At 70.9% G+C, this 18,590-nt stretch carries 17 protein-coding genes; 9 read left to right on the top strand and 8 right to left on the bottom strand.

Annotation, left to right across the window (positions count from 1 at the left end):
* Nucleotides 1-94: 94 nt before the first annotated feature.
* From FGM06_RS13000 to FGM06_RS12990, 3 genes are read right to left on the bottom strand one after another with little or no spacing between them, the layout of a single operon-like run.
* Nucleotides 95-1,096: a segregation and condensation protein A gene (locus FGM06_RS13000; RefSeq protein WP_144799662.1), complete on the bottom strand. Its 1,002-nt coding sequence runs from the start codon at nt 1,094-1,096 to the stop codon at nt 95-97.
* Nucleotides 1,089-4,679 carry a chromosome segregation protein SMC gene (gene smc, locus FGM06_RS12995; RefSeq protein ID WP_144799661.1) on the bottom strand — a complete coding sequence of 1,197 codons (3,591 nt, stop codon included), beginning with the start codon at nt 4,677-4,679 and terminating at the stop codon, nt 1,089-1,091. The genes FGM06_RS13000 and smc overlap by 8 nt, the downstream gene beginning before the upstream one ends.
* A gap of 24 nt (nt 4,680-4,703) precedes the next feature.
* The gene (locus tag FGM06_RS12990) at nt 4,704-5,114 is read right to left on the bottom strand and encodes a DUF7518 family protein (RefSeq protein WP_144799660.1); all 411 of its coding nucleotides are present in this window, start codon (nt 5,112-5,114) and stop codon (nt 4,704-4,706) included.
* A gap of 181 nt (nt 5,115-5,295) precedes the next feature.
* Here FGM06_RS12990 and FGM06_RS12985 point away from each other — a divergent pair, with 181 nt between their 5' ends.
* From FGM06_RS12985 to FGM06_RS12970, 4 genes are all read left to right on the top strand, one after another.
* Complete coding sequence (locus tag FGM06_RS12985) at nt 5,296-5,889, top strand: double zinc ribbon domain-containing protein (RefSeq protein WP_144799659.1); 594 nt, start codon at nt 5,296-5,298, stop codon at nt 5,887-5,889.
* 213 nt (nt 5,890-6,102) lie between these two features.
* Nucleotides 6,103-6,282: a ribbon-helix-helix domain-containing protein gene (locus FGM06_RS12980; protein ID WP_004595187.1), complete on the top strand. Its 180-nt coding sequence runs from the start codon at nt 6,103-6,105 to the stop codon at nt 6,280-6,282.
* Between the two features lie 4 nt (nt 6,283-6,286).
* The gene (gene ftsZ / locus FGM06_RS12975) at nt 6,287-7,498 is read left to right on the top strand and encodes a cell division protein FtsZ (RefSeq protein ID WP_144799658.1); all 1,212 of its coding nucleotides are present in this window, start codon (nt 6,287-6,289) and stop codon (nt 7,496-7,498) included.
* A gap of 187 nt (nt 7,499-7,685) precedes the next feature.
* The gene (locus tag FGM06_RS12970; protein ID WP_144799657.1) at nt 7,686-8,717 is read left to right on the top strand and encodes a zinc-dependent alcohol dehydrogenase; all 1,032 of its coding nucleotides are present in this window, start codon (nt 7,686-7,688) and stop codon (nt 8,715-8,717) included.
* Between the two features lie 12 nt (nt 8,718-8,729).
* Here the strand turns inward: FGM06_RS12970 and FGM06_RS12965 are convergent, their stop codons facing one another.
* From FGM06_RS12965 to FGM06_RS12955, 3 genes are all read right to left on the bottom strand, one after another.
* Nucleotides 8,730-9,500 carry a CDP-alcohol phosphatidyltransferase family protein gene (locus FGM06_RS12965; RefSeq protein ID WP_144799656.1) on the bottom strand — a complete coding sequence of 257 codons (771 nt, stop codon included), beginning with the start codon at nt 9,498-9,500 and terminating at the stop codon, nt 8,730-8,732.
* Nucleotides 9,501-9,625: 125 nt separating this feature from the next.
* Nucleotides 9,626-10,012, bottom strand: a complete 387-nt coding sequence (locus FGM06_RS12960) for a DUF7475 family protein (protein WP_144799655.1) — start codon at nt 10,010-10,012, stop codon at nt 9,626-9,628.
* 71 nt (nt 10,013-10,083) lie between these two features.
* On the bottom strand, nt 10,084-12,081 hold the full coding sequence (locus FGM06_RS12955; protein ID WP_144799654.1) for an aldo/keto reductase: 1,998 nt from the start codon (nt 12,079-12,081) through the stop codon (nt 10,084-10,086).
* Nucleotides 12,082-12,169: 88 nt separating this feature from the next.
* Here FGM06_RS12955 and FGM06_RS12950 point away from each other — a divergent pair, with 88 nt between their 5' ends.
* The 4 genes from FGM06_RS12950 to FGM06_RS12935 all read left to right on the top strand — a co-directional run bounded on the left by FGM06_RS12950 (nt 12,170) and on the right by FGM06_RS12935 (nt 15,662).
* Nucleotides 12,170-13,039 carry an alkaline phosphatase family protein gene (locus FGM06_RS12950; RefSeq protein ID WP_144799960.1) on the top strand — a complete coding sequence of 290 codons (870 nt, stop codon included), beginning with the start codon at nt 12,170-12,172 and terminating at the stop codon, nt 13,037-13,039.
* A gap of 84 nt (nt 13,040-13,123) precedes the next feature.
* Nucleotides 13,124-13,501 carry a 6-pyruvoyl trahydropterin synthase family protein gene (locus FGM06_RS12945; protein ID WP_144799653.1) on the top strand — a complete coding sequence of 126 codons (378 nt, stop codon included), beginning with the start codon at nt 13,124-13,126 and terminating at the stop codon, nt 13,499-13,501.
* Nucleotides 13,498-14,607: a glycosyltransferase family 4 protein gene (locus tag FGM06_RS12940; protein ID WP_144799652.1), complete on the top strand. Its 1,110-nt coding sequence runs from the start codon at nt 13,498-13,500 to the stop codon at nt 14,605-14,607. Before FGM06_RS12945 ends, FGM06_RS12940 begins: the two co-directional genes overlap by 4 nt.
* Nucleotides 14,604-15,662 (top strand): methyltransferase domain-containing protein, encoded by a 1,059-nt coding sequence (locus FGM06_RS12935; RefSeq protein ID WP_144799651.1) that lies wholly within the window; start codon nt 14,604-14,606, stop codon nt 15,660-15,662. Before FGM06_RS12940 ends, FGM06_RS12935 begins: the two co-directional genes overlap by 4 nt.
* Here FGM06_RS12935 and ncsA read toward each other — a convergent pair.
* Nucleotides 15,659-16,642 carry a tRNA 2-thiolation protein NcsA gene (gene ncsA / locus FGM06_RS12930; RefSeq protein WP_144799650.1) on the bottom strand — a complete coding sequence of 328 codons (984 nt, stop codon included), beginning with the start codon at nt 16,640-16,642 and terminating at the stop codon, nt 15,659-15,661. The two genes, FGM06_RS12935 and ncsA, sit on opposite strands and share 4 nt — an antisense overlap.
* Before the next feature lie 484 nt (nt 16,643-17,126).
* Between ncsA and FGM06_RS12925 the strand changes: the two genes are divergently transcribed.
* Entirely contained in the window at nt 17,127-17,648 is a 522-nt protein-coding gene (locus tag FGM06_RS12925; RefSeq protein WP_144799649.1) for a DUF4442 domain-containing protein, read from the top strand.
* Nucleotides 17,649-17,702: 54 nt separating this feature from the next.
* Here FGM06_RS12925 and FGM06_RS12920 read toward each other — a convergent pair whose 3' ends face one another.
* Nucleotides 17,703-18,509 carry a response regulator gene (locus FGM06_RS12920; protein WP_144799648.1) on the bottom strand — a complete coding sequence of 269 codons (807 nt, stop codon included), beginning with the start codon at nt 18,507-18,509 and terminating at the stop codon, nt 17,703-17,705.
* Between the last annotated feature and the right edge of the window lie 81 nt (nt 18,510-18,590).

Genomic DNA, 18,590 nt, shown 5'->3' with positions numbered 1-18,590 from the left:
CGCCCTCCGGGCGCTCGCAGGCACGCGCCACCGCTTCATTTGTTTGTAAATAACCGCCAAAGAATCCAGAACCGACACCGCTCTCGAAAACGTACTAATCCGCTATCGCTTCCGACTCCCCGGTCATCGCCGCGGGGTCTTTCACCCACAGGTCGCCGAACAGGTCGTCCTGCTGGAGCCGGACCGAGCCGCGGTGGGCCATGAACAGCAGCGCGAGGTACGTCATGAAGGGGCGCCCGCCGGCGCTCTCGATCTCCCCGAACAGCACCTCCGTGCGCCCGCGGTCGAAGTGGGTCCGAAGGACGTTGTCGATCTCCACTATCACCTCCTCGATGTCCTCGTCGTGGGTGCGGTCGGTCGCCTCGCCCGCGGTCGGCTCCCCGTCGCGCCGGAACTCGTCGCCCGTGTGGTAGTCGAGCGTCTGCGTGCCGCGGTCGTACCCGTGCGGCGACTCCGAGGTGTCGTACTCGCGGGAGTCCTTCCACCACGAGCCGCGTTCGGCCTCGCGGAGCTCCCGGACCAGCTCGTCGAGCGTCTCCGGCGACCCCCGGGTGCTCTTCCGGTCGAGCCGCCGGTCCATCTCCGCCTCCAACTCGCTGACCGGGTCGAAGTCGCCGTCGGCGGGGTCCGGCGCACCGCCCTCCATCGCGACCTCCCACGGCTCCGGGGCCGGCTCTTCGTCGTCATCGTCGTCGTCGGCCAGCATTCCGTCGCTCTTCATCCGCAACAGGACGCTGGCGTAGAACAGCGCCCGCCCCGTCGTCCGGAGGTCCGTCTCGTCGAGTCGCTCTAAGAAGGCGTCCGTCACCTGCACGATGTCGATGTCCCACGGCTCGATCTCGCCCTCCTCGGCGAGCTGGACGAGGAGCTCGACGGGCTCGACTTTTCCGTCCTCTCCGTCCTCTCCGTCCTCGCCGGGCGTTCCGGGCTCCCCGCCGTCCGCCTCGTCGACCCTCGCGTCGCCGTCCCCGTCGCTCGCCGCGGGCTCGTTGCGCCCGGGCGTCTCCGGGAGAGGGCCGTCCCGCGACCCCCCGTCGCGCTCGCTCGTCAGGTCGAGGTCGGGGACGCCTCCCGCCGACTCCGGCGGCTCAGTCATCCGCGGTCACCTCGTCGTCGCTGTCACCGTCGCCGCCGCCGAACTGCATCCCGGTGACCGCCGAGAGGTTGTCGCCCTGCATCGTGACGCCGATGGCGCGGTCGGAGCGCTCCAACAGCGCGGAGCGGTGGCCGACCACGACGAACTGCGCGTCCTCGGCCAGCTCCTCGATCATCTCGCCGACGCGCTCGGCGTTGACCGCGTCGAGGAACGCGTCGATCTCGTCGAGCGCGTAGAACGGCGCGGGGTTGTGCCGCTGGATGGCGAAGATGAAGGAGAGGGCGGTCAGCGACTTCTCGCCGCCGCTCATCGCGTCGAGCCGCTGGACCGGCTTGTCGGCGGGCTGCGCCTTCATTGTCAGCCCCTCCTCGAACGGGTCCGCGGGGTTCTCTAAGAGGAGCTCGCCGCTGCCGGCCGAGAGGCGCGCGAAGATCTCCTCGAAGTGGTCGTTGATCGACTCGAACGTCGCCATGAACGTCTCCTTCTTCGCCGCCTCGTACCCCTCGATGCGCTCCTCGATGGCGTCGCGCTCCTCGACCAGCACGTCCCGGCGCTCCTGGAGCTGATCCAGGGCCTCCTGCACCTCGTCGTACTCGTCGATCGCGAGCATGTTGACGGGCTCTAACGCCTCCATCTCGGCCTCCAGCTCCTCGATCCGCGACTCGACCTCGTCGAGGTCGGGGATCTCGTCGGCGTCGTACTCGCCGACCTGCGACTCCAGCTCGTCGATCTCCCACTCCAGCCGGTCGCGGCGGTCGGTCAGGTCCTCCAGGTCGGACTCCGCCTCGGCGACGAGCGAGCGCTGCTCGTCGCGCTCGCGGGTCGCCGCCTTGATCTCCTCGCGGAGGTCCTCGCGGTCGGCCTTCAGCTCCGTGAGCTCCTCCTCTAAGTCGGCGATCGCCTCCTTCTTCTCCGCGAGGTCGGCCTCCCGCTCCTCGATCGCGGCCTCGTGCTCGGCGACCGCCTCCTCCGCCTCTGCCTTCCGGTTCTGCGTCTCCTCGACGGCGTCGTGGAGCTCGTCGACGGCGTCCTCGGCGTACCCCTTCTCTAGCTCCAGCTCGTTCCGCCGCCCGTCGAGCGAGCTCATCCGGTCTTCCAGGTCCGCGATCTCGGCGCGGATCTCGTCGGCGCGCTCGGAGAGCTCCGGGATCTTCGAGTCGGCGAGCTCCGCCTCGATCTCCTCGATCTCGCCCTCTAACTCCGCGATCTCCGAATCGAGCTCGTCGAGCTCCGCGTCCAGATCGCTCATCTCCTCGTCGACGGACTCGCGTTCGGCCTCCAGCTCCTCGAGCTCGGTCTCCAGCTCGTCGATGCGCTCTTCGGCGTCGGACAGGTCGTCCTCGGCGCGCTCGACGTCGGCCTCCAGCGACCGGACGCGCTCGGCGGCGTCGGCCTTCCGGTCGCGCGCGTCGTCGATGTCGCCCTCGAGGTCGTCGATCTCGGCCTGCAGCGACTGCCGCTCGTCCTCCAGCTCCGAGATTTCGGTCGCGAGCCGCTCCAGCTTCCCGCCGCCGGACTTGGTGAACGCGTACCGCGAGCCGCCGCCGGAGCCGCCCGTCATCGCGCCGGACTTCTCGACGAGATCGCCGTCGAGAGTGACCATCCGGTAGTCGCCCATCAGCTCGCGGGCGGTGTCCATGTCCTCGACGACGAGCGTCGAGCCGAGCACGTACGAGAACACCGAGGCGTACGCGGCGTCGTAGTCGACGAGGTTCCGCGCGAAGTCGACGACGCCCGGAAGCGAGGGCTTCCGCGGGAGGCTCCGGTCGTCCATCTCCGTGATCGGGAGGAAGGTGGCCCGCCCCGCGTTCCGCCGCTTGAGGTAGTCGATACACGTCGAACCGACCCCGTCGTCGTCGACGACGACGTTCGCGAGCCGCCCCCCGGCGGCCGTCTCGCACGCCTCCGCGTACTCGGCCTCGACCGAGCCCAGCTCGCCGACCGCGCCGTGGACTCCGTCGATGCCGCCGTTCTTCACCTCCGTCACCGCGCGCGGCCAGGAGGTGTCGCCGCGCTGGTCGGCGGCCGCCTCCAGCTTGGCGTACTCGTTCTGCTTCTCGCGGAGCTCCTCCTCGACCGCCTCCAGGTCCTCGCTCTTCTCCGCCTTCTCCGAGAAGAGGTCGGCGACCGCCTCCTCGATCGTCTCCTCGTTCTTCTCGGCCTTGTCGAGCTCGCTGTGGAGCTCCGAGATCCGCGCCTTGTGCTCCGGCAGCGACTCGCGGGCCTCCTCCAGCTCGGTCCGGGCCTCGCTCACCGCGTTCGATCGCCGGCGCGCCTCGTCGAGCAGGCGGTCCTTCTCGCGCTGCTTCTCGTTTCTCGTCTCGCGCAGCGACTCGATCGCCTCCTTCTTCTCGGCGAGCTCGGCTTTCAGCTCGTCGAACTCGGTGTCGGCGCCCTCGATCTCGGCCTCGACGTCCGCCAGCTCCGACCGCTTCGTCGCGATCTCGGACTTGACGGACGCCTTCTCGACTTTCACCTCGCGGATCTCCGATTCGAGCTCCTCGATCGTCTCCTCCTTCCGGTCGATCTGGACGAAGGCGTCGCGGCGTTCCGTCTCCGCCTCCGCGGCGCGCTCCTCGGCCGCCTCGATCTTGTCTTCCAGCCGCGAGATCTCGCCTTTCACCTCCTCGATCTCCGACCGGATCCGGATCTGCTCGTCCTCGCCTTTCGTCTCGATCTCGTGGTTGAGGTCGGCCAGATCCTCCTCTAAACGGGTGAGCTTCCCCTGTCTCGCGTCGAGCTCCTCGCGGAGCTCCGCGAGCTCGGCCTCCGCCTCGTCGATGTCGTCCTCGACGCCGTCGAGCGCCTCGCGCTTCTCCTCCAGTTCGGAGGCCTTGAGGAAGCCGCGGTACTCCTCCAGTTCGTCGCGGTACTCCTGATACTGGAGGGCGGTCTCGCGCTCGTCGGACAGCCGGTCGAGCCGGTCCCGCTTCTCGCCGATCCGGAGGTCGGCCTCGCCGATCCGGTCTTCGACAGTGTCGAGCTCCTCGTAGGCGGCCTCCTTCTTCTCGTCGAACTCGGCGACGCCGGCGATCTCGTCGATGATCCCCCGCCGCTGGTACGGGGTCATGTTGATGATCTCGGTGACGTCGCCCTGCATCACGACGTTGTACCCCTCCGGCGTCACGCCGGCGGCCGCGAGCAGGTCCTGCACGTCCGAGAGGTTCACCGAGCGCCCGTTGAGGTAGTAGTACGAGTAGTAGTTGTCCTCGGTCTCCTTCACGCGGCGCTTGATCGTGATCTCGGAGACGTCGCCGACGTTCTCAGTGCCGGCCGCGGAGACGACCTGCGACCGGTCGAGCGTCCCGTCCTCGTTCGAGAGCACCACCGTCACCGAGGCCTCGTTCGGGCCGCCGGAGCCCTCGCCGTCGTCGTGGCCGGGGTTGTAGATCAGGTCGGTGAGCTTCTTCGCTCTGATCCCGCGGGTGCGAGCCAGCCCGAGCGCGAAGAGGACCCCGTCGATGATGTTCGACTTGCCGGAGCCGTTCGGTCCCGTGACGACCGTGAAGTCGTCGTAAAAGGGGATCCTCGTCGTCCGCCCGAAGCTCTTGAACCCGTCCAGAACGACTTCAGTGATGTGCATGTGACGCGGGGATGTGGCGGCGAGTTACGCGACGATGATGTCGCTGTCCGACTCCTCGTCGTCGCTCTCCGCGTCCGACCCGCCGGCCTCCGCGTCCGGCGTCGTCGCCTCCTGCTCGGGGACGACCATGTCGTCGTCGCTCTCGGCTTCGGCGTCCGCGTTCGCGTTCGTCTCCGCGCCCTCGCTGCCGGTCCGCTCGACGACCTCGACGTGGTCGTCGGAGTGCGTCCGCCGCTCGCCGCCGGACGACTCCGCCGCGGCGTCGGCGGCCTCTCGCGCTTCCTCGTCCGCGGCGTCCGCTTGCACGGACACCTCCTGGGCGTCCTCGACCTGTCGGACGCGCTCTTTCATTTCGACCAGCTCCTCCGTGAGCCCGTTGACCGCCGCCTGCAGCTCCGCGACCTGTCGTTCGAGGTCCTCGACGCGGTTACTCATTATACACACGTATGCCCACGCGGGCCGTATAAATCTGCGTCAGACACACGTGTGACCATGTCGCATGATTTCCGCCGACCGCGGCGGCTCGACGCGCTCGTTTCCGGGGGCTGAAACGTCTCGCGGCCACCGTCCGATATCGGGGGGAAGATACTTGTAGCACGGTCGATATGGAGTTCGCATGAGTAAGATCACCTTCCGGGCCGACGACGATCTGGTCGAGCGGCTGGAAGCGTGTGACGCCTCCAAGAGCGAGGTGATGCGGGAGGCCCTCCGCACCCACCTCGACGACGCCGAGGAGGCGACCGCCCCCGACGCGGGCTCGACCGCCGACGAGACGGTCGACGCCGCGTTAGCCGACCGCGTCGACGATCTCATCGCGGATCGGCTCGACGTCGCGTTAGCCGACCGCCTCGGCGGGCGGTCCGTCCCGTCCGACGCGACGTATGCGTCCGGAGGCCCGGCCGAGATCAACGTGAACGTCTCTCTCGACGCGCCTGACGCCGACGACGCCGACGCCCGTGTGACGCGTGAGACGTCGGCGGACGCCGAGACGGGGCGGCGTAAGACGCGGCCGACCGCGAACGCGGGAGAAAACGCCTGCGGGGGCTGCGGAGAGAACGTCCCTTCTGACCACGTCTACTGTCCGAATTGCGGCGAAAAACAGTCTCATCGGGCGTTCTGCGAGTGCGGCGACGAGCTGCGGACCGACTGGGCGTTCTGCCCCGGCTGCGGCCGGCGGACGCCCGCTGCAGACGTGTTAAACGACAGATAACAGAGCCACAGGCCTGTAGGAGTCCGAATACGACGCCTCCGGTGGTTGTCTTACAACCGCCGATAGTTTTATAATGGTAGCCTCGGTGTTTTGAGTTGCGTAAGACGGTCGTCTTACAGCGGCCGTCCGCGGCGGGGATGACCTCGTCGACGGGCGATTCGTCGCTGTAAGACACACGCGTCGCGTGTTCGCCGTCTTACCGGGGGAATACCAATGGAGCGTGTGACACTACGAATCCCGAAACAGCAGATCGACGAGGTCGAACAGATGGTCGAGACGGGCGAGTTCCCGAACCGGAGCGAGGCGATCCGGTCGGCCGTCCGCGACATGTTGAACGAACAGGACGGCGAGCGCGACGAGCGCGGCCGCAACCGCAACTGGGCGAAGGTGTAAACTGATGCAAGATCTCGTTCAGGACGCCCTCGACAACGCGGAAGCGGAGAAGCGCGACATGGACGTCGACATGGACGACGACGAGTTCGGGGACCCCCGGATCGTCATCGTCGGTGCCGGCGGCGCCGGGAACAACACGATCAACCGGCTGTACAACATCGGCGTCGACGGCGCCGACACCGTCGCGATCAACACGGACAAACAGCACCTCAAGATGGTCGAGGCCGACACCAAGATCCTCGTGGGCAAGTCGCTCACGCAGGGGCTCGGCGCCGGCGGCGACCCCAAGATGGGCGAGCGCGCCACCGAGATGGCCCAGGGGACGATCAAGGAGGTGCTCGGCGACGCCGACCTCGTCTTCGTCACCGCCGGGATGGGCGGCGGCACCGGCACCGGCGCGGCGCCGGTCGTCTCGAAGATCGCCAAAGATCAGGGAGCCATCGTCGTCGGGATGGTCTCGACGCCGTTCAACGTCGAGCGCGCCCGCACCGTGAAGGCCGAGGAGGGGCTGGAGTCGCTCCGCAACGAGGCCGACTCGATCATCGTCCTCGACAACAACCGGCTGCTCGACTACGTGCCGAATCTGCCGATCGGGAAGGCGTTCTCCGTGATGGACCAGATCATCGCGGAGACGGTGAAGGGGATCTCCGAGACGATCACCCAGCCGAGCCTCATCAACCTGGACTACGCCGACATGTCCACGATCATGAACCAGGGCGGCGTGGCCGTCATGCTGGTCGGCGAGACCCAGGACAAGAACAAGACGCAGGAGGTGGTCAACGACGCGATGAACCACCCGCTGTTGGACGTCGACTACCGCGGCGCCTCCGGCGGGCTCGTCCACATCACGGGCGGCCCGGACCTCACGCTGAAGGAGGCCGAGGGGATCGCGAACAACATCACCGAGCGGCTGGAGGCGAGCGCCAACGTGATCTGGGGCGCCCGCATCCAGGACGAGTACAAGGGGAAGGTCCGCGTCATGGCGATCATGACGGGCGTCCAGAGCGCGCAGGTGCTCGGCCCCTCGACGCAGAAGCAGGCCGACAAGTCCCGCGCCGCGGTCGACGGCGAGGACCTCGGCGACTCGCGTTCGCGCGCCGCCGAGGCGAACGGCACCGCCGGCGCCGCGACCTCCGGCGGCGCCGACCGCGGCTGGGAGTCCGACGGCGGCACCGAGCCGACCGAGAAGAACAACGGCCTCGACGTCATCCGCTAGGCGCCGCGCGGCCGACCGACGACGCCCGCCGTCGCTTCCGTTTTTCCGACACCGCTCCGGCCCGCCGGACGGCGCGAGGACTTAACATCGCACGGTCCGTGGGGATCCACGTGTCACGCCACCAGCCGAGCCGAAACCCGGTGCCTCGCTCGGGCGACGCCCGCGACCGGATCGGGTTCCCGACCCGATGACCGACGCCGCGCTCTACTTCACGGGCCCGGAGACCGTCGAGGTGCGGGAGACGGCCGTCGGCCCGCCGGCCGCCGGCGAACTGCTCGTCGAGACCCGAACGTCGGCGATAAGCGCCGGCACGGAGCTGCTCGTGTACCGCGACCAGACGCCGGCCGACTTTCCGGCCGACGAGACGCTCGACGCGCTCGACGGCGACCTCTCGTACCCGCTTCAGTACGGCTACGCCGCGAGCGGCGTCGTCCGAGAGGTCGGCGCCGACGTCGACCCGGAGTGGGTCGGTCGGTCGGTGTTCGCGTTCGTGCCCCACCGGACGCGCTTCCGCGCGACCCCCGACTCGGTGGTCGCGCTTCCGCCGGGAACGACGCCGGCGGCCGGCTCGCTCCTCCCCTCAGTCGAGACCGCGACGAACATCGTGCTCGACGCCGCCCCGCGACTCGGGGAGCGGGTCGTGGTGTTCGGCGCCGGGGTAATCGGGCTCTGCGTCACCCGACTGCTGGCCGCGTTCCCGCTGGAGTCGCTCGTCGTGGTCGACCCGATCGAGCGCCGCCGGGCGCTCGCCGCGGAGTTCGGCGCCGACCGAACGACGACGCCGGCCGAGCTCGGCGCCGCCGACGCCGCCGGGTCGGGCCTCGCCGACGAGGACTCCGCCGTCGACGGCGCTGACCTCGCGATCGAGCTGTCCGGTCAGCCGAGCGCGCTCGACGACGCGATCGGGGTCGTCGGCTACGACGCGCGGATCGTCGTCGGCTCGTGGTACGGGACCAAGCGCGAACCGATCGACCTCGGCGGGCGGTTCCACCGGGACCGCATCGACATCGTCTCCAGTCAGGTGTCGACGATCAGCCCCGAACTCCGAGGGCGCTGGGACCGCGACCGACGCATGGACGCGGCCCTCGACCGGCTCGATCGGATCCCCGCCGACGAGCTGATCACTCACCGGATCCCCTTCGAGCGCGCGCCGGAGGCGTACGAGCTGCTCGACTCGGAGCCCGACGCGACGGTCCAGGTGATCCTGGAGTACTCGTGAGCGTCCGACGGGTCAGCGACGCCCGGGGAGCCGCCCGCTGACGGCGAGGTAATCCCGCGTAAACACCGCGAGCGACGGGGCGAGGACGACTGGCGCGAGGGCCCACACGAGATCCGTCGGCGCCGGTGGGACGAGCGCGACGGTCACGAAGATCATCTGGACGCCCGCGAGGTACTTCCCGAGGTCGCTGTCGGGGAGGTCGCCGACGGGGAGCCCGCGGGCGCGCCGCAGCCACACGGCCCCGCGGAAGACGTAGCGCGCGGCGGAGATCGAGAGGTACCAGACCGGGAGCAGACCCCACGCCACCGCCACGAGTGGCGCGGCGACGAACCCGAACGTGTCGAACGCCATGTCGAGCCGGCGACCGATCTCCGTCTCCCGACCGACCGTCCGGGCGACGGTCCCGTCGAGGTTGTCGAGGGCGACGCCGGTTCCGTAACACAGCGCCGGGATCCACGCGAGCGCCGTCTCCGGCGGCGCGACGATGAACCCGGCGACGACGGCGTACAGCGCGCCCCGCACGAGCGTGACCGTATTCGCGAGCCCGAACAGACGCCGCCAGAAGCCGCCGGTTATCCCCTCCGGATCGAGGCCGTAGCCGACGTACCAGAGCTGTCCGGCCCAGCAGACGCCGGCGACGACGGCGGGGGAGAGCCCCCACCGCCCCGTCGCGTCCGCGGGGAACAGCCGCAACAGGAGCGCGGCGAGCGCGACCGCGGCGACGAGCGGGAGCCCGACGCCGATCCCGACGCGGAGGGGCCGTCGCTGGCGGGCCTCGGCCATCTACCCGTCGCCTCCCGTCCCGTCCGAAACGGCGGCGTTTACGGCGGTTCGATGCGCGTTTACGCTCTCTCGGAGTGTCGGCGCGGCGCGGCCGCGTCGCCGTCGGCGCTCCCGGTCCGGCACGGCTACCGGCGCAGGAGGGCGACGAGGACGGCGATCAACACGACCTGCGCGACCTTGTCGACGGCGCCGAGCGTCCCGACGTCGGCCGGGAACGACTTCGTCCCGCCCGCGAAGTTGATGCCGTACCACAAGACGATCTGGACGAGCGTGAAGGGGATCCCGACGGCGTACACCGTGCGCCGGCGGTAGTCGAGCAGCACCAGCACGACCGCTCCGACGAAGCCGAGTCCGGCGAGGAGGAAGCCGATCCGCAGCGGCAACGCGAGCCCCCCGACACCGAGACGGAGGTGGATCGCGGCGGACACCAGGGCCGCGACGATCCCTACCCAGTGGAGGCCGGTGAGCGAGCCGACGTCGATCGCGGACTGTCGTGATTCGGTCGTTGCCATACCACACACACGGACTTCTGTCACATAGGAATACCGCCCGAACCGGCGAGGTCGGATCCGTTACGATTGCCCTACCGCTCGAAGTCGGGGTCGCGCAGGGCGTCGATCCGAGCGACCTCGCCGTCGGTCAGTCGCTCGCCCCCGGCGGCCAGGTTCGAGACGACGTGCGACTCGCTCGTGCTGGACGGGATCGGGACGACCCCTCGCGAGGCGTTCCACGCGACGACGACCGCGGCGGGCGAGAGCCCTCGGTCGTCGGCGATCTCGCCGAGTATGGGCTCGTCGAGGAGCCCGGGCGCCGACAGCGGCGAGTGCGCGACGACCCGGATCCCGCGCTCGTGGCAGAACGCGACGAGTTCGTCACGGGGACGGTAGGGGTGTCGCTCCACCTGCACCAAGGCCGGGTCGACCTCGCCCGCCTCCAGCACCGTCTCCAGCTGCGCCCGCGAGACGTTGCAGACCCCGAGCGTCCGTGCCCAACCTCTGTCGTACACGGCCTCCAGGTTCTCCCACGCGGTCGCGAGCGACACGTCGGCGGTCGCGAGCCCGCCGTCCGCGTCCTCGGGGAAGGTGAGCGTTTCCTGTCGCTCGACCGGTTTCTCTGCGAGCCGTCGCAGTTCTCCCCGGTGTTCGAGCGCCGACGGCCAGTGGAGCGCGTAGCAGTCGAACGCGCCGATCCCGAGCTCCTCGCGGCTGCCCGCGCAGGCGTCGAGGAGGTGCTCGCGGCGGTGGTTGGTGCGCCACGCCTTCCCGAGGAGGAACACGCGCTCGCGGTCCGGCGCGCCCGGCGCGGCGAGCAGCTCCCCGATCCGATGTTCGTTGCCGTACAGCTCCGCGGAGTCGAGGAGGCGGTAGCCGGAATCGAGCGCGGTCGCGATCGAGTCGGCGCGCTCGACGTACTCCCCGTCGCGGTAGCGCGAGCAGCCGAAGCCGACGGCGGGGAGGCGGATCGCTGCGGGCCCCGACGTCTCCTCGCCCTCCCCGTTCGTATTACGTTCCCCCGACGCCGCCGGCCGCACCACCGGTGCCGGCGGCGGGTCGGCAGTCGCCCCGCAGTCGTCGACCGCGACCGGCCCGTCGCCCTCGGCGGCCGCCTCGATCGCGTTGCAGACGGCGACGACGTGGGCGCCCCGGCGCCCTCCGGCCCGCGAGGGGGACCCGGCCTCGACCGACGCGGCGAGGCGCTCCACCGCGTCGACGTACTCGTACGGCTCCTCGGGAGCCGCCGATGGCGCGCTCACGTACTCCCGCCCGACCCGGCCGAACCGGACGGCGTCGCGGTCGTCGTCCATCGCGCCGGTCCCCTTCAGGTACAGCGAGCCGTCGTCACCGTGGAGTTCTAACCCGTAGAACTCCCGGCTTCGGTGGGGCGCGTAGAAGCTGGCGGTCAGCCTGACGGTCGGGCCCGCCGCGAACGCCAGCGTCGCCTCGACGTGGCTCGGCGTCGACGGTCGCCGGTCCTCGCGCTCGGGCCACACGTCGAGGGCGTCGGCGACGCGGACGCGCTCGACCGGGCCGAACCACGACACCAGCAGCGCGAGCGGGTAGACGGCGCCGTCGTACAGCGGGCCGATCTCCAGGAACGACTCGGGGCGGTCGTGCCAGTCGGTCACGCGACCGACGTGGGCGTGGGCGTATCCGAGTCCCACCGGGCCGAGCCTGCCGTCGGCGAGGAGCCGGCCCGCGCGTCGCTGCGAGGGCGCCCGCGGCGTGCCGGGCGCGCAGCCGAGCGCGAGCCCGCGGTCGCGGGCGAGCGCCACCAGCTCACGCGCCCCGTCGGCGTCGAGCGCGAGCGGCTTCTGCGAGTAGACGTGGCGGTCGGCCTTCAGCGCGGTCCGCGTCACCGGCGCGTGGGCGGCGTGGCTCGTCAGGTTCACGACGAGCGGCGCGTCGACCGCCGAAAGCGCCGTCTCTAAATCGGCGAACGACGGGCAGCCGTGGTCTTCGGCGAGGGCGGCGGCGCGGTCCCCGTCGAGGTCGACGACGCCGGCGAGCGACAGAGAACTCCCGGACAGCCCGGCGGCGTACTCCGGCGAGATCGACCCGGCCCCCACGAACAGACAGTTCACGGTCGTACCGAGGCGGGGAGACGTATAGGTGTCCCGCCGGAGCGGTTTAGTCGCCTCGCGCCAACTGGCGGTCGTGACGGAGCCGGGCATGAGCCGCCTCGGGACCGCCTATCTGCGCGGGCTGCAGGCGATCGGTCGGCGGCTCGACTACGGGACGAACGCCTTCGACCGCGAGTGGGACGTCCTCGTCGTCCTCGACGCCTGCCGGGCCGACCTGTTCCGCTCGGTCGCGCCCGACTTCGGCTTCCTCGGCGAGGTCGAGACGGTCCGGTCGGTCGGGAGCTCCTCCTCGGAGTGGTTGGAGAACACGTTCGTCGACCGTCCCGAAACGGCGCGGACGGTCATGGTCACGGGCAACACGTGGACCGACCGCTACCTCGACGTCGACGCGTTCGCCGCGCTCGACGAGGTGTGGAAGTACGCGTGGGACGACGCCCTCGGCACCGTGCCGGCGGCGGCCGTGACCGACCGGGCGGTCGCGCTGGCCCGCGAGCGCGACCCGGATCGGCTCGTCGTCCACTACATGCAGCCGCACCACCCGTTCGTCCCGGATCCCCTCGACGGCGACGACGGGCTGGCTCGGACCGGGAGCCACAGCAACGAGGGGAACCCGTGGGTGTCGCTCCGGCGCGGCGAGGTCTCGGTCGAGCGCGTGTGGGACGCCTACGAGGCGAACCTCCGGCACGTCCTCGCCGAGGTGGCGACGCTCGTCGACAACGTCGACGGCCGGGTCGCGGTCACCGCCGACCACGGCAACCTCTTCGGCGAGTGGGGATTGTACGGCCACCCCATGCACACCCCCGTTCCGGCGCTCCTCGCCGTCCCGTGGGCCGAGGCGACGGGCGTCGATCGCGGGACCCTCGACCCCGCGCTCGAACCGCCGGAGCCGCTTCCGGTGAGCCGGGTCCACGGCGAGACGGGCGAGCGCGCCCGGCTCGAGGCGCTCGGATACCTGTGAGGGAGACGCGAACCGCGAGGCGATTCCCTCGCCTCCCTACCGCCGCCCTCCGGATTTAGGTGCGTCGCGTCCGTGGATCGGTCCATGTACGCGACGACGGTGCTGACCGACTTCGTGGCCCAGCACTACCTCACGGTCCCCGACCCCGGGCCCGAGGGGGTCCCGCACTCCCATCGCTTCGAGGTGGAGCTGACGTTTCGCGGGCCGGCGCTGAACGAGCACGACTACCTCGTCGACATCGACGACGCGGAGGCTGCGCTCGCCGACCTCGCCGACCGCTACCGCGACGAGCTGCTCAACGACCTCCCCGAGTTCGAGGGTCGCAATCCGAGCGTCGAGCGCTTCGCCCGAGCGATCTTCGAGCGCGTGACCGACGCGGTGACCGACGACACCGTGACCGAGCTGGCCGTGACCGTCTGGGAGGACGACGCGGCCGCCGCGACGTACGACGCGCCGGTATGAGGGTCGGGCTCACGCTGTACGGGAGCCTCGACGAGCGGTCGGGGGGGTTCCGCTACGACCGGAAGCTGGTCGAGGGGCTCCGGGCCGCCGGCGACGCCGTCGAGGTCGTCGAGCTCCCGTGGCGGGCGTACCCCCGCGGGCTGCTGGACAACGCCAGCCCGTCACTCCGCGACCGCCTCCGCGTCGACGTCGACGTGATGCTCCAGGACGAGCTCGCGCACCCCTCGCTGGTCCTCGCCAACCGCGACCTGCCGTACCCGGTCGTGAGCGTCGTCCACCACCTGCGGGCGAGCGAGCCGCGCCGGCTCTCGCCGCTGTACCGCGCGGTGGAGCGCCGGTACCTCGCGACCGTCGACGGCGTCGTCTGCAACAGCGCGGCGACCCGCGACGCCGTCGCCGCCCTCGGCGTCGACCCCGAGGCGACCGTCGTCGCCCCGCCCGCGGGCGACCGGTTCGACCCCGCGATCGACGACGACGCGATCGAGAAACGAGCGGCCGCGCTCGGCGACTCCAACCCCTCCCCCCTCCGGGTCGCCTTCGTCGGGAACATCGAGCCGCGGAAGGGGCTGGACACGCTCGTCGAGGGGATGGCGCGGGCCGACGCCGCGGTCGAGCTCACCGTCGTCGGCCGAACTGTCGACGAGGGCCACGTCGGCGACGTCCGGCGACTGGTTCGGGAGCGCGGGCTCGGCGACCGCGTCAGCTTCGCCGGCCGGCTGTCGGACGCCGAACTGGCAGACGTCCTCCGCGAGAGCCACGTCCTCGCGGTCCCCTCCCGGTACGAGGGGTTCGGGATCGTCTATCTCGAGGGGATGAGCTTCGGCCTGCCGGCGATCGCCTCGCGGGCGGGCGGCGCGAGCGATACCGTCACGGACGGCGAGACGGGCGTCCTCGTGGACCCGGACGACCCGGCGGCCGTCGCCCGCGCGCTGGAGGGGTTCGCGGGAGACCCCGACCGGCTCGCCGAGATGGGCCGCGCCGCGAGGCGACGGTACGAGCGCCATCCGAGTTGGTCGGAGTCGACGGCGCGCGTCCGCCGGCTCCTCGCCGAGGTCGCGGACGCGGTCGACGGCGTCGACGCGACCGATCCGGAGGTGGCGACGTGACGGGAGAGCGCGACGGGTCCTCGGACGGGGGCGGCGGCGACGCGCTCGCCGCCGACACCGCCGCGTTCCGGCGCTACCTCCGGGCGAAGCGGGCCGTCGACGACCGGGCGCTCGACCGGCGGCTCGTCGGACTCCTTCGCGAGCGGCTCGCCGACCGCGCCGCGTCGACGGCTGGGCCGCTCCGCGTGCTGGAGGTCGGGGCCGGGATCGGGACGATGGTCGCCCGGCTGCTGGACTGGGAGGTGCTTCCGCCCGGCGAGGCTCGGTACGTCGCCGTCGACCGCGACGCGGGGGCGCTCGCCGGGCTCGGGCCGTTCCTCCGCGAGTGGGCGGCGGAGCGGGAAGGGTCGGTCTCCGTCTCCGACGCCCGCGATCGCTCCGGGGGCGACGAGGCGAACGCGCTCGTCGTCGAGGCCGACGCGCGCACGGTCAGGGTCGAGCCGGTCGCCGCCGACGCGGTCGCGTACGCGGGCGAGAACGCAGGCGAGTGGGACGCCCTGATCGGGATGGCGCTGCTCGACGTGCTCGACCTCGACGGCCTCGACGCACTGCTCGACGCGCTCGCGCCCGGCGGCACGTACTACTTCCCGATCACCTTCGACGGCGGCACCCGGTTCCGCCCGGCGCACCCCGACGATCGGGCGGTAGAGCGGCTCTACCACCGACACATGGACGAGAAGCCGGGCGGGAACAGCCGCGCCGGCGGCGCCGCGCTCTCGCGTCTGCGCGAGGCGGACGGCTCGACGCTCCTCGGGATCGCCGGCTCGGACTGGATCGTGCGCCCGGCCGACGGCGCGGCGGGCCGCTCGGGCGACGGAGCCGGCTATCCGGGCGACGAGGCGTTCTTCCTCCGGCACATTCTCGACACCGTTGAGGAGGCCGTCGGCGAGGTGATCGCCGCCGACGGGGACGGAGGATCGCTCTCGATCGCCGCCCTCGACGACTGGCTCGCCGAGCGACGGCGACAGCTGGACGCCGGCGACCTCGTCTACCTCACCCACCAGCTCGACCTGCTCGGGCGGGTCGACCGTGACATCCGACCGGCGAAAAACTAACTCGCCGCCTCGATCGAGTCGAGCAGCCGGCACTTCCGGCAGACGTCGCGGCTCGTCTTCGAGCCGCAGCGCTCGCACTCGCCGAGGTCGGGGGAGCCGTCGGCGGCGTCGCCTCCCTCGCGGTACGCCTCGGCGGCGAGCGCGGAGAGCTCCTCGTAGCCGGCCATGATCGAGTGGCGGGCGCCGGGGTGATTCTCCTCTAACTCGTGGATCGTCGACTGGATCTCGCCGCGGTACGCCTCCGAGGAGTGGGGGCACTCGGCCATGTGGGTCGGGAGGTCGCGCACGTGGCAGTAGAGCGCGATCTCCTTCTCGGGCACGTCGCGGAGGGGCTTCGCGCGCGGGACGAAGTCGTCGGTCTCCTCGCGCTCGTCGAAGGGACCGAGCGAGGCGTCGAAGTGTTTCGCCACCTGCCGCACGTCGCCCTCGAGGAAGTTCATCATCGCCGTCTGCGCCTCGTCGTCGAGGTTGTGACCGGTGAGCAGCTTGTCGGCGTCGAACTCGGCGGCGTACTCCTCTAAGAGGTCCCGGCGGAACACGCCGCAGTACGCGCAGGCGGCCATGTTCTCGGGGTCGCTCTCGACGACGTCATCCATCCGCACGTCGAACTCCTCCTCGTAGGAGACCACCTCGTGGCGGAGCGACAGCTCCGCGGCCAGCTCGACGCAGGCGTCGAGGCTCTCGTCGCGGTACCCCTCGATCCCCTCGTGGATCGTCAGGGCGAGCATCTCGACGCGGGGGTCCTCGCCGAACACGTCGTCCAGAATTCGGGTCAGCGCGACGCTGTCCTTCCCGCCTGAGAGGCCGATCACCCAGCGGTCGGGGTCTTCGGGCGTCGCCTCCGGATCGAGGAGGGAATCCTCCCGGATCCGGCGTTTCACGCGCTTCTCGACCGACCGGCGGAGGTGCTGGCCGCAGAGGTGCGCCCCGGAGTAGGCGGCGTGGTGGACGGCGTCGGCCCCGCACTTGTCGCACTCCATCGGTGTCGGGTTACCGACGCGCGCGGATACCCGTTTCGGGCCGCCTACGTGAGAGCGGGAGCGAGATCGGATGGGACCGAGACCGACGGAAGCGCTTCCGAAATCCCAGTCGATCACTTATAAACAGTCGAGCGCGGCTCGACGGTGAACACCTCCAAAGCCCCAGTCGCGAGGACTCGCGCGGCTCGGTGCGCTCCTCGCTCGCGCTGCTCGCTGCGGTGCTTCCGTCACCGTGCTTCGCCCTCGCGACTGCCCCTTTGAGTCCCGCCACGCACAGCACCGCACCTCACACCTCCCCAGCCTCGTCAGTCGCCTCCGCTTCGCTCCGGCGACTGACTCCCTCGCGCGTGCGACTCGCGCCCTGCGGGCGCTCGTCGGCACGCGCCATTGCCGTGTATATAAATAAGCGTCCGACGCCGACAACCTCGGGCGCGTTGTCGCCGGTTCCGACACGGGTTTGTCGCCGGCGGCGTCTTCCCGGGACGTGACCGACTCGCCGACCGGTGTCGACCGCGATCCCGATCCGCGCCCCCTCCGCGAGGACCCGCCGGCGGAGAGCCTCCGGACCCGCCTCTGGCGGCACGGCTTCAACCTCCTGCCGGCCTACCGCGGGACCGGCGCCCGCGTCGACCACATCGGCGCCGACTGGCGGTTCGTGCGGGTCCGAATTCCCTGTAACTGGCGCACCCGCAACGGGGTCGGAACGATCTTCGGCGGCAGCCTCTACGGCGCGATCGACCCCCTGTACATGACGATGCTCCGGCGAGTCCTCGGCGACGAGTTCACGGTTTGGGACAAGTCGGCCTCGGTCGAGTTCCTCGAGCCCGGCCGCGACACGCTGTACGCCGAGTGCGAGCTCCCCGCCGCCGAGACAACGGCGATCCGCGACGCGCTCGCGCCCGGCGAGTCGACCGATCGAGAGTACCTCGTCTCGCTCGTCGACGACGAGGGAGTCGTCCACGCCGCCTGCGAGAAGACGCTGTACGTCCGGCGAGACGAGCGGTAGCCCGTCGGCGACGCCCGCCTCGCCGCCGCGGGGAGCGCCGACCGCGCGACCGCCTCAGTCGCTCGCGGCTGCCCCGCCGCCGACCTCGTCGAACGGCGACACCGAGATGACGAGTCGGTCGTCGCTGGCCGTGCTCACCATCTTCGACTCCGCGAACGTCGTCCCGTCGGCGCGGAGTCCCTCGCTCGTCCCCGTCCACCGCTCGCCCTCCATCACGGCGGGGATGACGTGGCTCCGGATGTGCTCGACCTCCTCGTCCGGGTGGAGGCGCTGCCAGGGCTCGCCGACCAGCTCGTCCGGCTCGTAGCCGTACAGCCGCCCGTACTCCTTCCCGACGAACTCGAAGGTCCCGTCGGGCGCGACCGTGCAGACGCCGTCGAGCGCGACGTCGGTCGCGGCCGTCGACTCCGTGACCGACTCGCCCTTGCCGCCCGTTCCGGCGCCCTCGCCGCCCGCTCCGAAGCTCCCTCTCTCACCGTCGACCGCGTGCCCGACGCGGCGCAGGAGTGCGGTGTAGCCGTCGGCGCCCCCGCGCTTGCCGACGTAGTCGCTGACGCCCGCGCGGACCATCTCGGCCGCGATGGCGTCCGGCTCCGTCGCGGAGAAGAGGAGGAACGGGAGGTCCGGCTCGCTCTCCCGCGCGGCCGAGAGGAGCTCGACCCCGGTGCGGCCGGGCATGTCGTAGTCGCTCACGACGCAGTCGAACGCCTCGCGCTCGATGCGTTCCAGCGCGGTCCCCGGATCCGTCTCGGCGACGGCCTCGCAGTCGATCCCGTCGTCGCGTTCGAGGTACGCCGCGACGAGGGCCGCGAGCCCCGGCTCGTCGTCGACGCAGAGCACTCGAAGGGATGGGTCGGTCATATCCCCGCCTCGGCGACCCCCGCCTAAACCGGTTGCTCTCCGATGTTCAGGCGTGATACTGGGACTCGCCGAGGCGAACCG

The sequence above is a fragment of the Halorubrum depositum genome (assembly GCF_007671725.1).
Taxonomy (GTDB): domain Archaea; phylum Halobacteriota; class Halobacteria; order Halobacteriales; family Haloferacaceae; genus Halorubrum; species Halorubrum depositum.
The sequence above is the reverse complement of the archived record's forward strand: the minus strand, read 5'-3'. Positions and strand labels throughout refer to the sequence as shown.

Coding starts and splice junctions, on each gene's coding strand:
- FGM06_RS13000 (WP_144799662.1), bottom strand. CDS start 1,096: ATGACTGAGCCGCCGGAGTCGGCGGGAGGCGTCCCCGACCTCGACCTG.
- smc (WP_144799661.1), bottom strand. CDS start 4,679: ATGCACATCACTGAAGTCGTTCTGGACGGGTTCAAGAGCTTCGGGCGG.
- FGM06_RS12990 (WP_144799660.1), bottom strand. CDS start 5,114: ATGAGTAACCGCGTCGAGGACCTCGAACGACAGGTCGCGGAGCTGCAG.
- FGM06_RS12985 (WP_144799659.1), top strand. CDS start 5,296: ATGAGTAAGATCACCTTCCGGGCCGACGACGATCTGGTCGAGCGGCTG.
- FGM06_RS12980 (WP_004595187.1), top strand. CDS start 6,103: ATGGAGCGTGTGACACTACGAATCCCGAAACAGCAGATCGACGAGGTC.
- ftsZ (WP_144799658.1), top strand. CDS start 6,287: ATGCAAGATCTCGTTCAGGACGCCCTCGACAACGCGGAAGCGGAGAAG.
- FGM06_RS12970 (WP_144799657.1), top strand. CDS start 7,686: ATGACCGACGCCGCGCTCTACTTCACGGGCCCGGAGACCGTCGAGGTG.
- FGM06_RS12965 (WP_144799656.1), bottom strand. CDS start 9,500: ATGGCCGAGGCCCGCCAGCGACGGCCCCTCCGCGTCGGGATCGGCGTC.
- FGM06_RS12960 (WP_144799655.1), bottom strand. CDS start 10,012: ATGGCAACGACCGAATCACGACAGTCCGCGATCGACGTCGGCTCGCTC.
- FGM06_RS12950 (WP_144799960.1), top strand. CDS start 12,170: ATGAGCCGCCTCGGGACCGCCTATCTGCGCGGGCTGCAGGCGATCGGT.
- FGM06_RS12945 (WP_144799653.1), top strand. CDS start 13,124: ATGTACGCGACGACGGTGCTGACCGACTTCGTGGCCCAGCACTACCTC.
- FGM06_RS12940 (WP_144799652.1), top strand. CDS start 13,498: ATGAGGGTCGGGCTCACGCTGTACGGGAGCCTCGACGAGCGGTCGGGG.
- ncsA (WP_144799650.1), bottom strand. CDS start 16,642: ATGGAGTGCGACAAGTGCGGGGCCGACGCCGTCCACCACGCCGCCTAC.
- FGM06_RS12920 (WP_144799648.1), bottom strand. CDS start 18,509: ATGACCGACCCATCCCTTCGAGTGCTCTGCGTCGACGACGAGCCGGGG.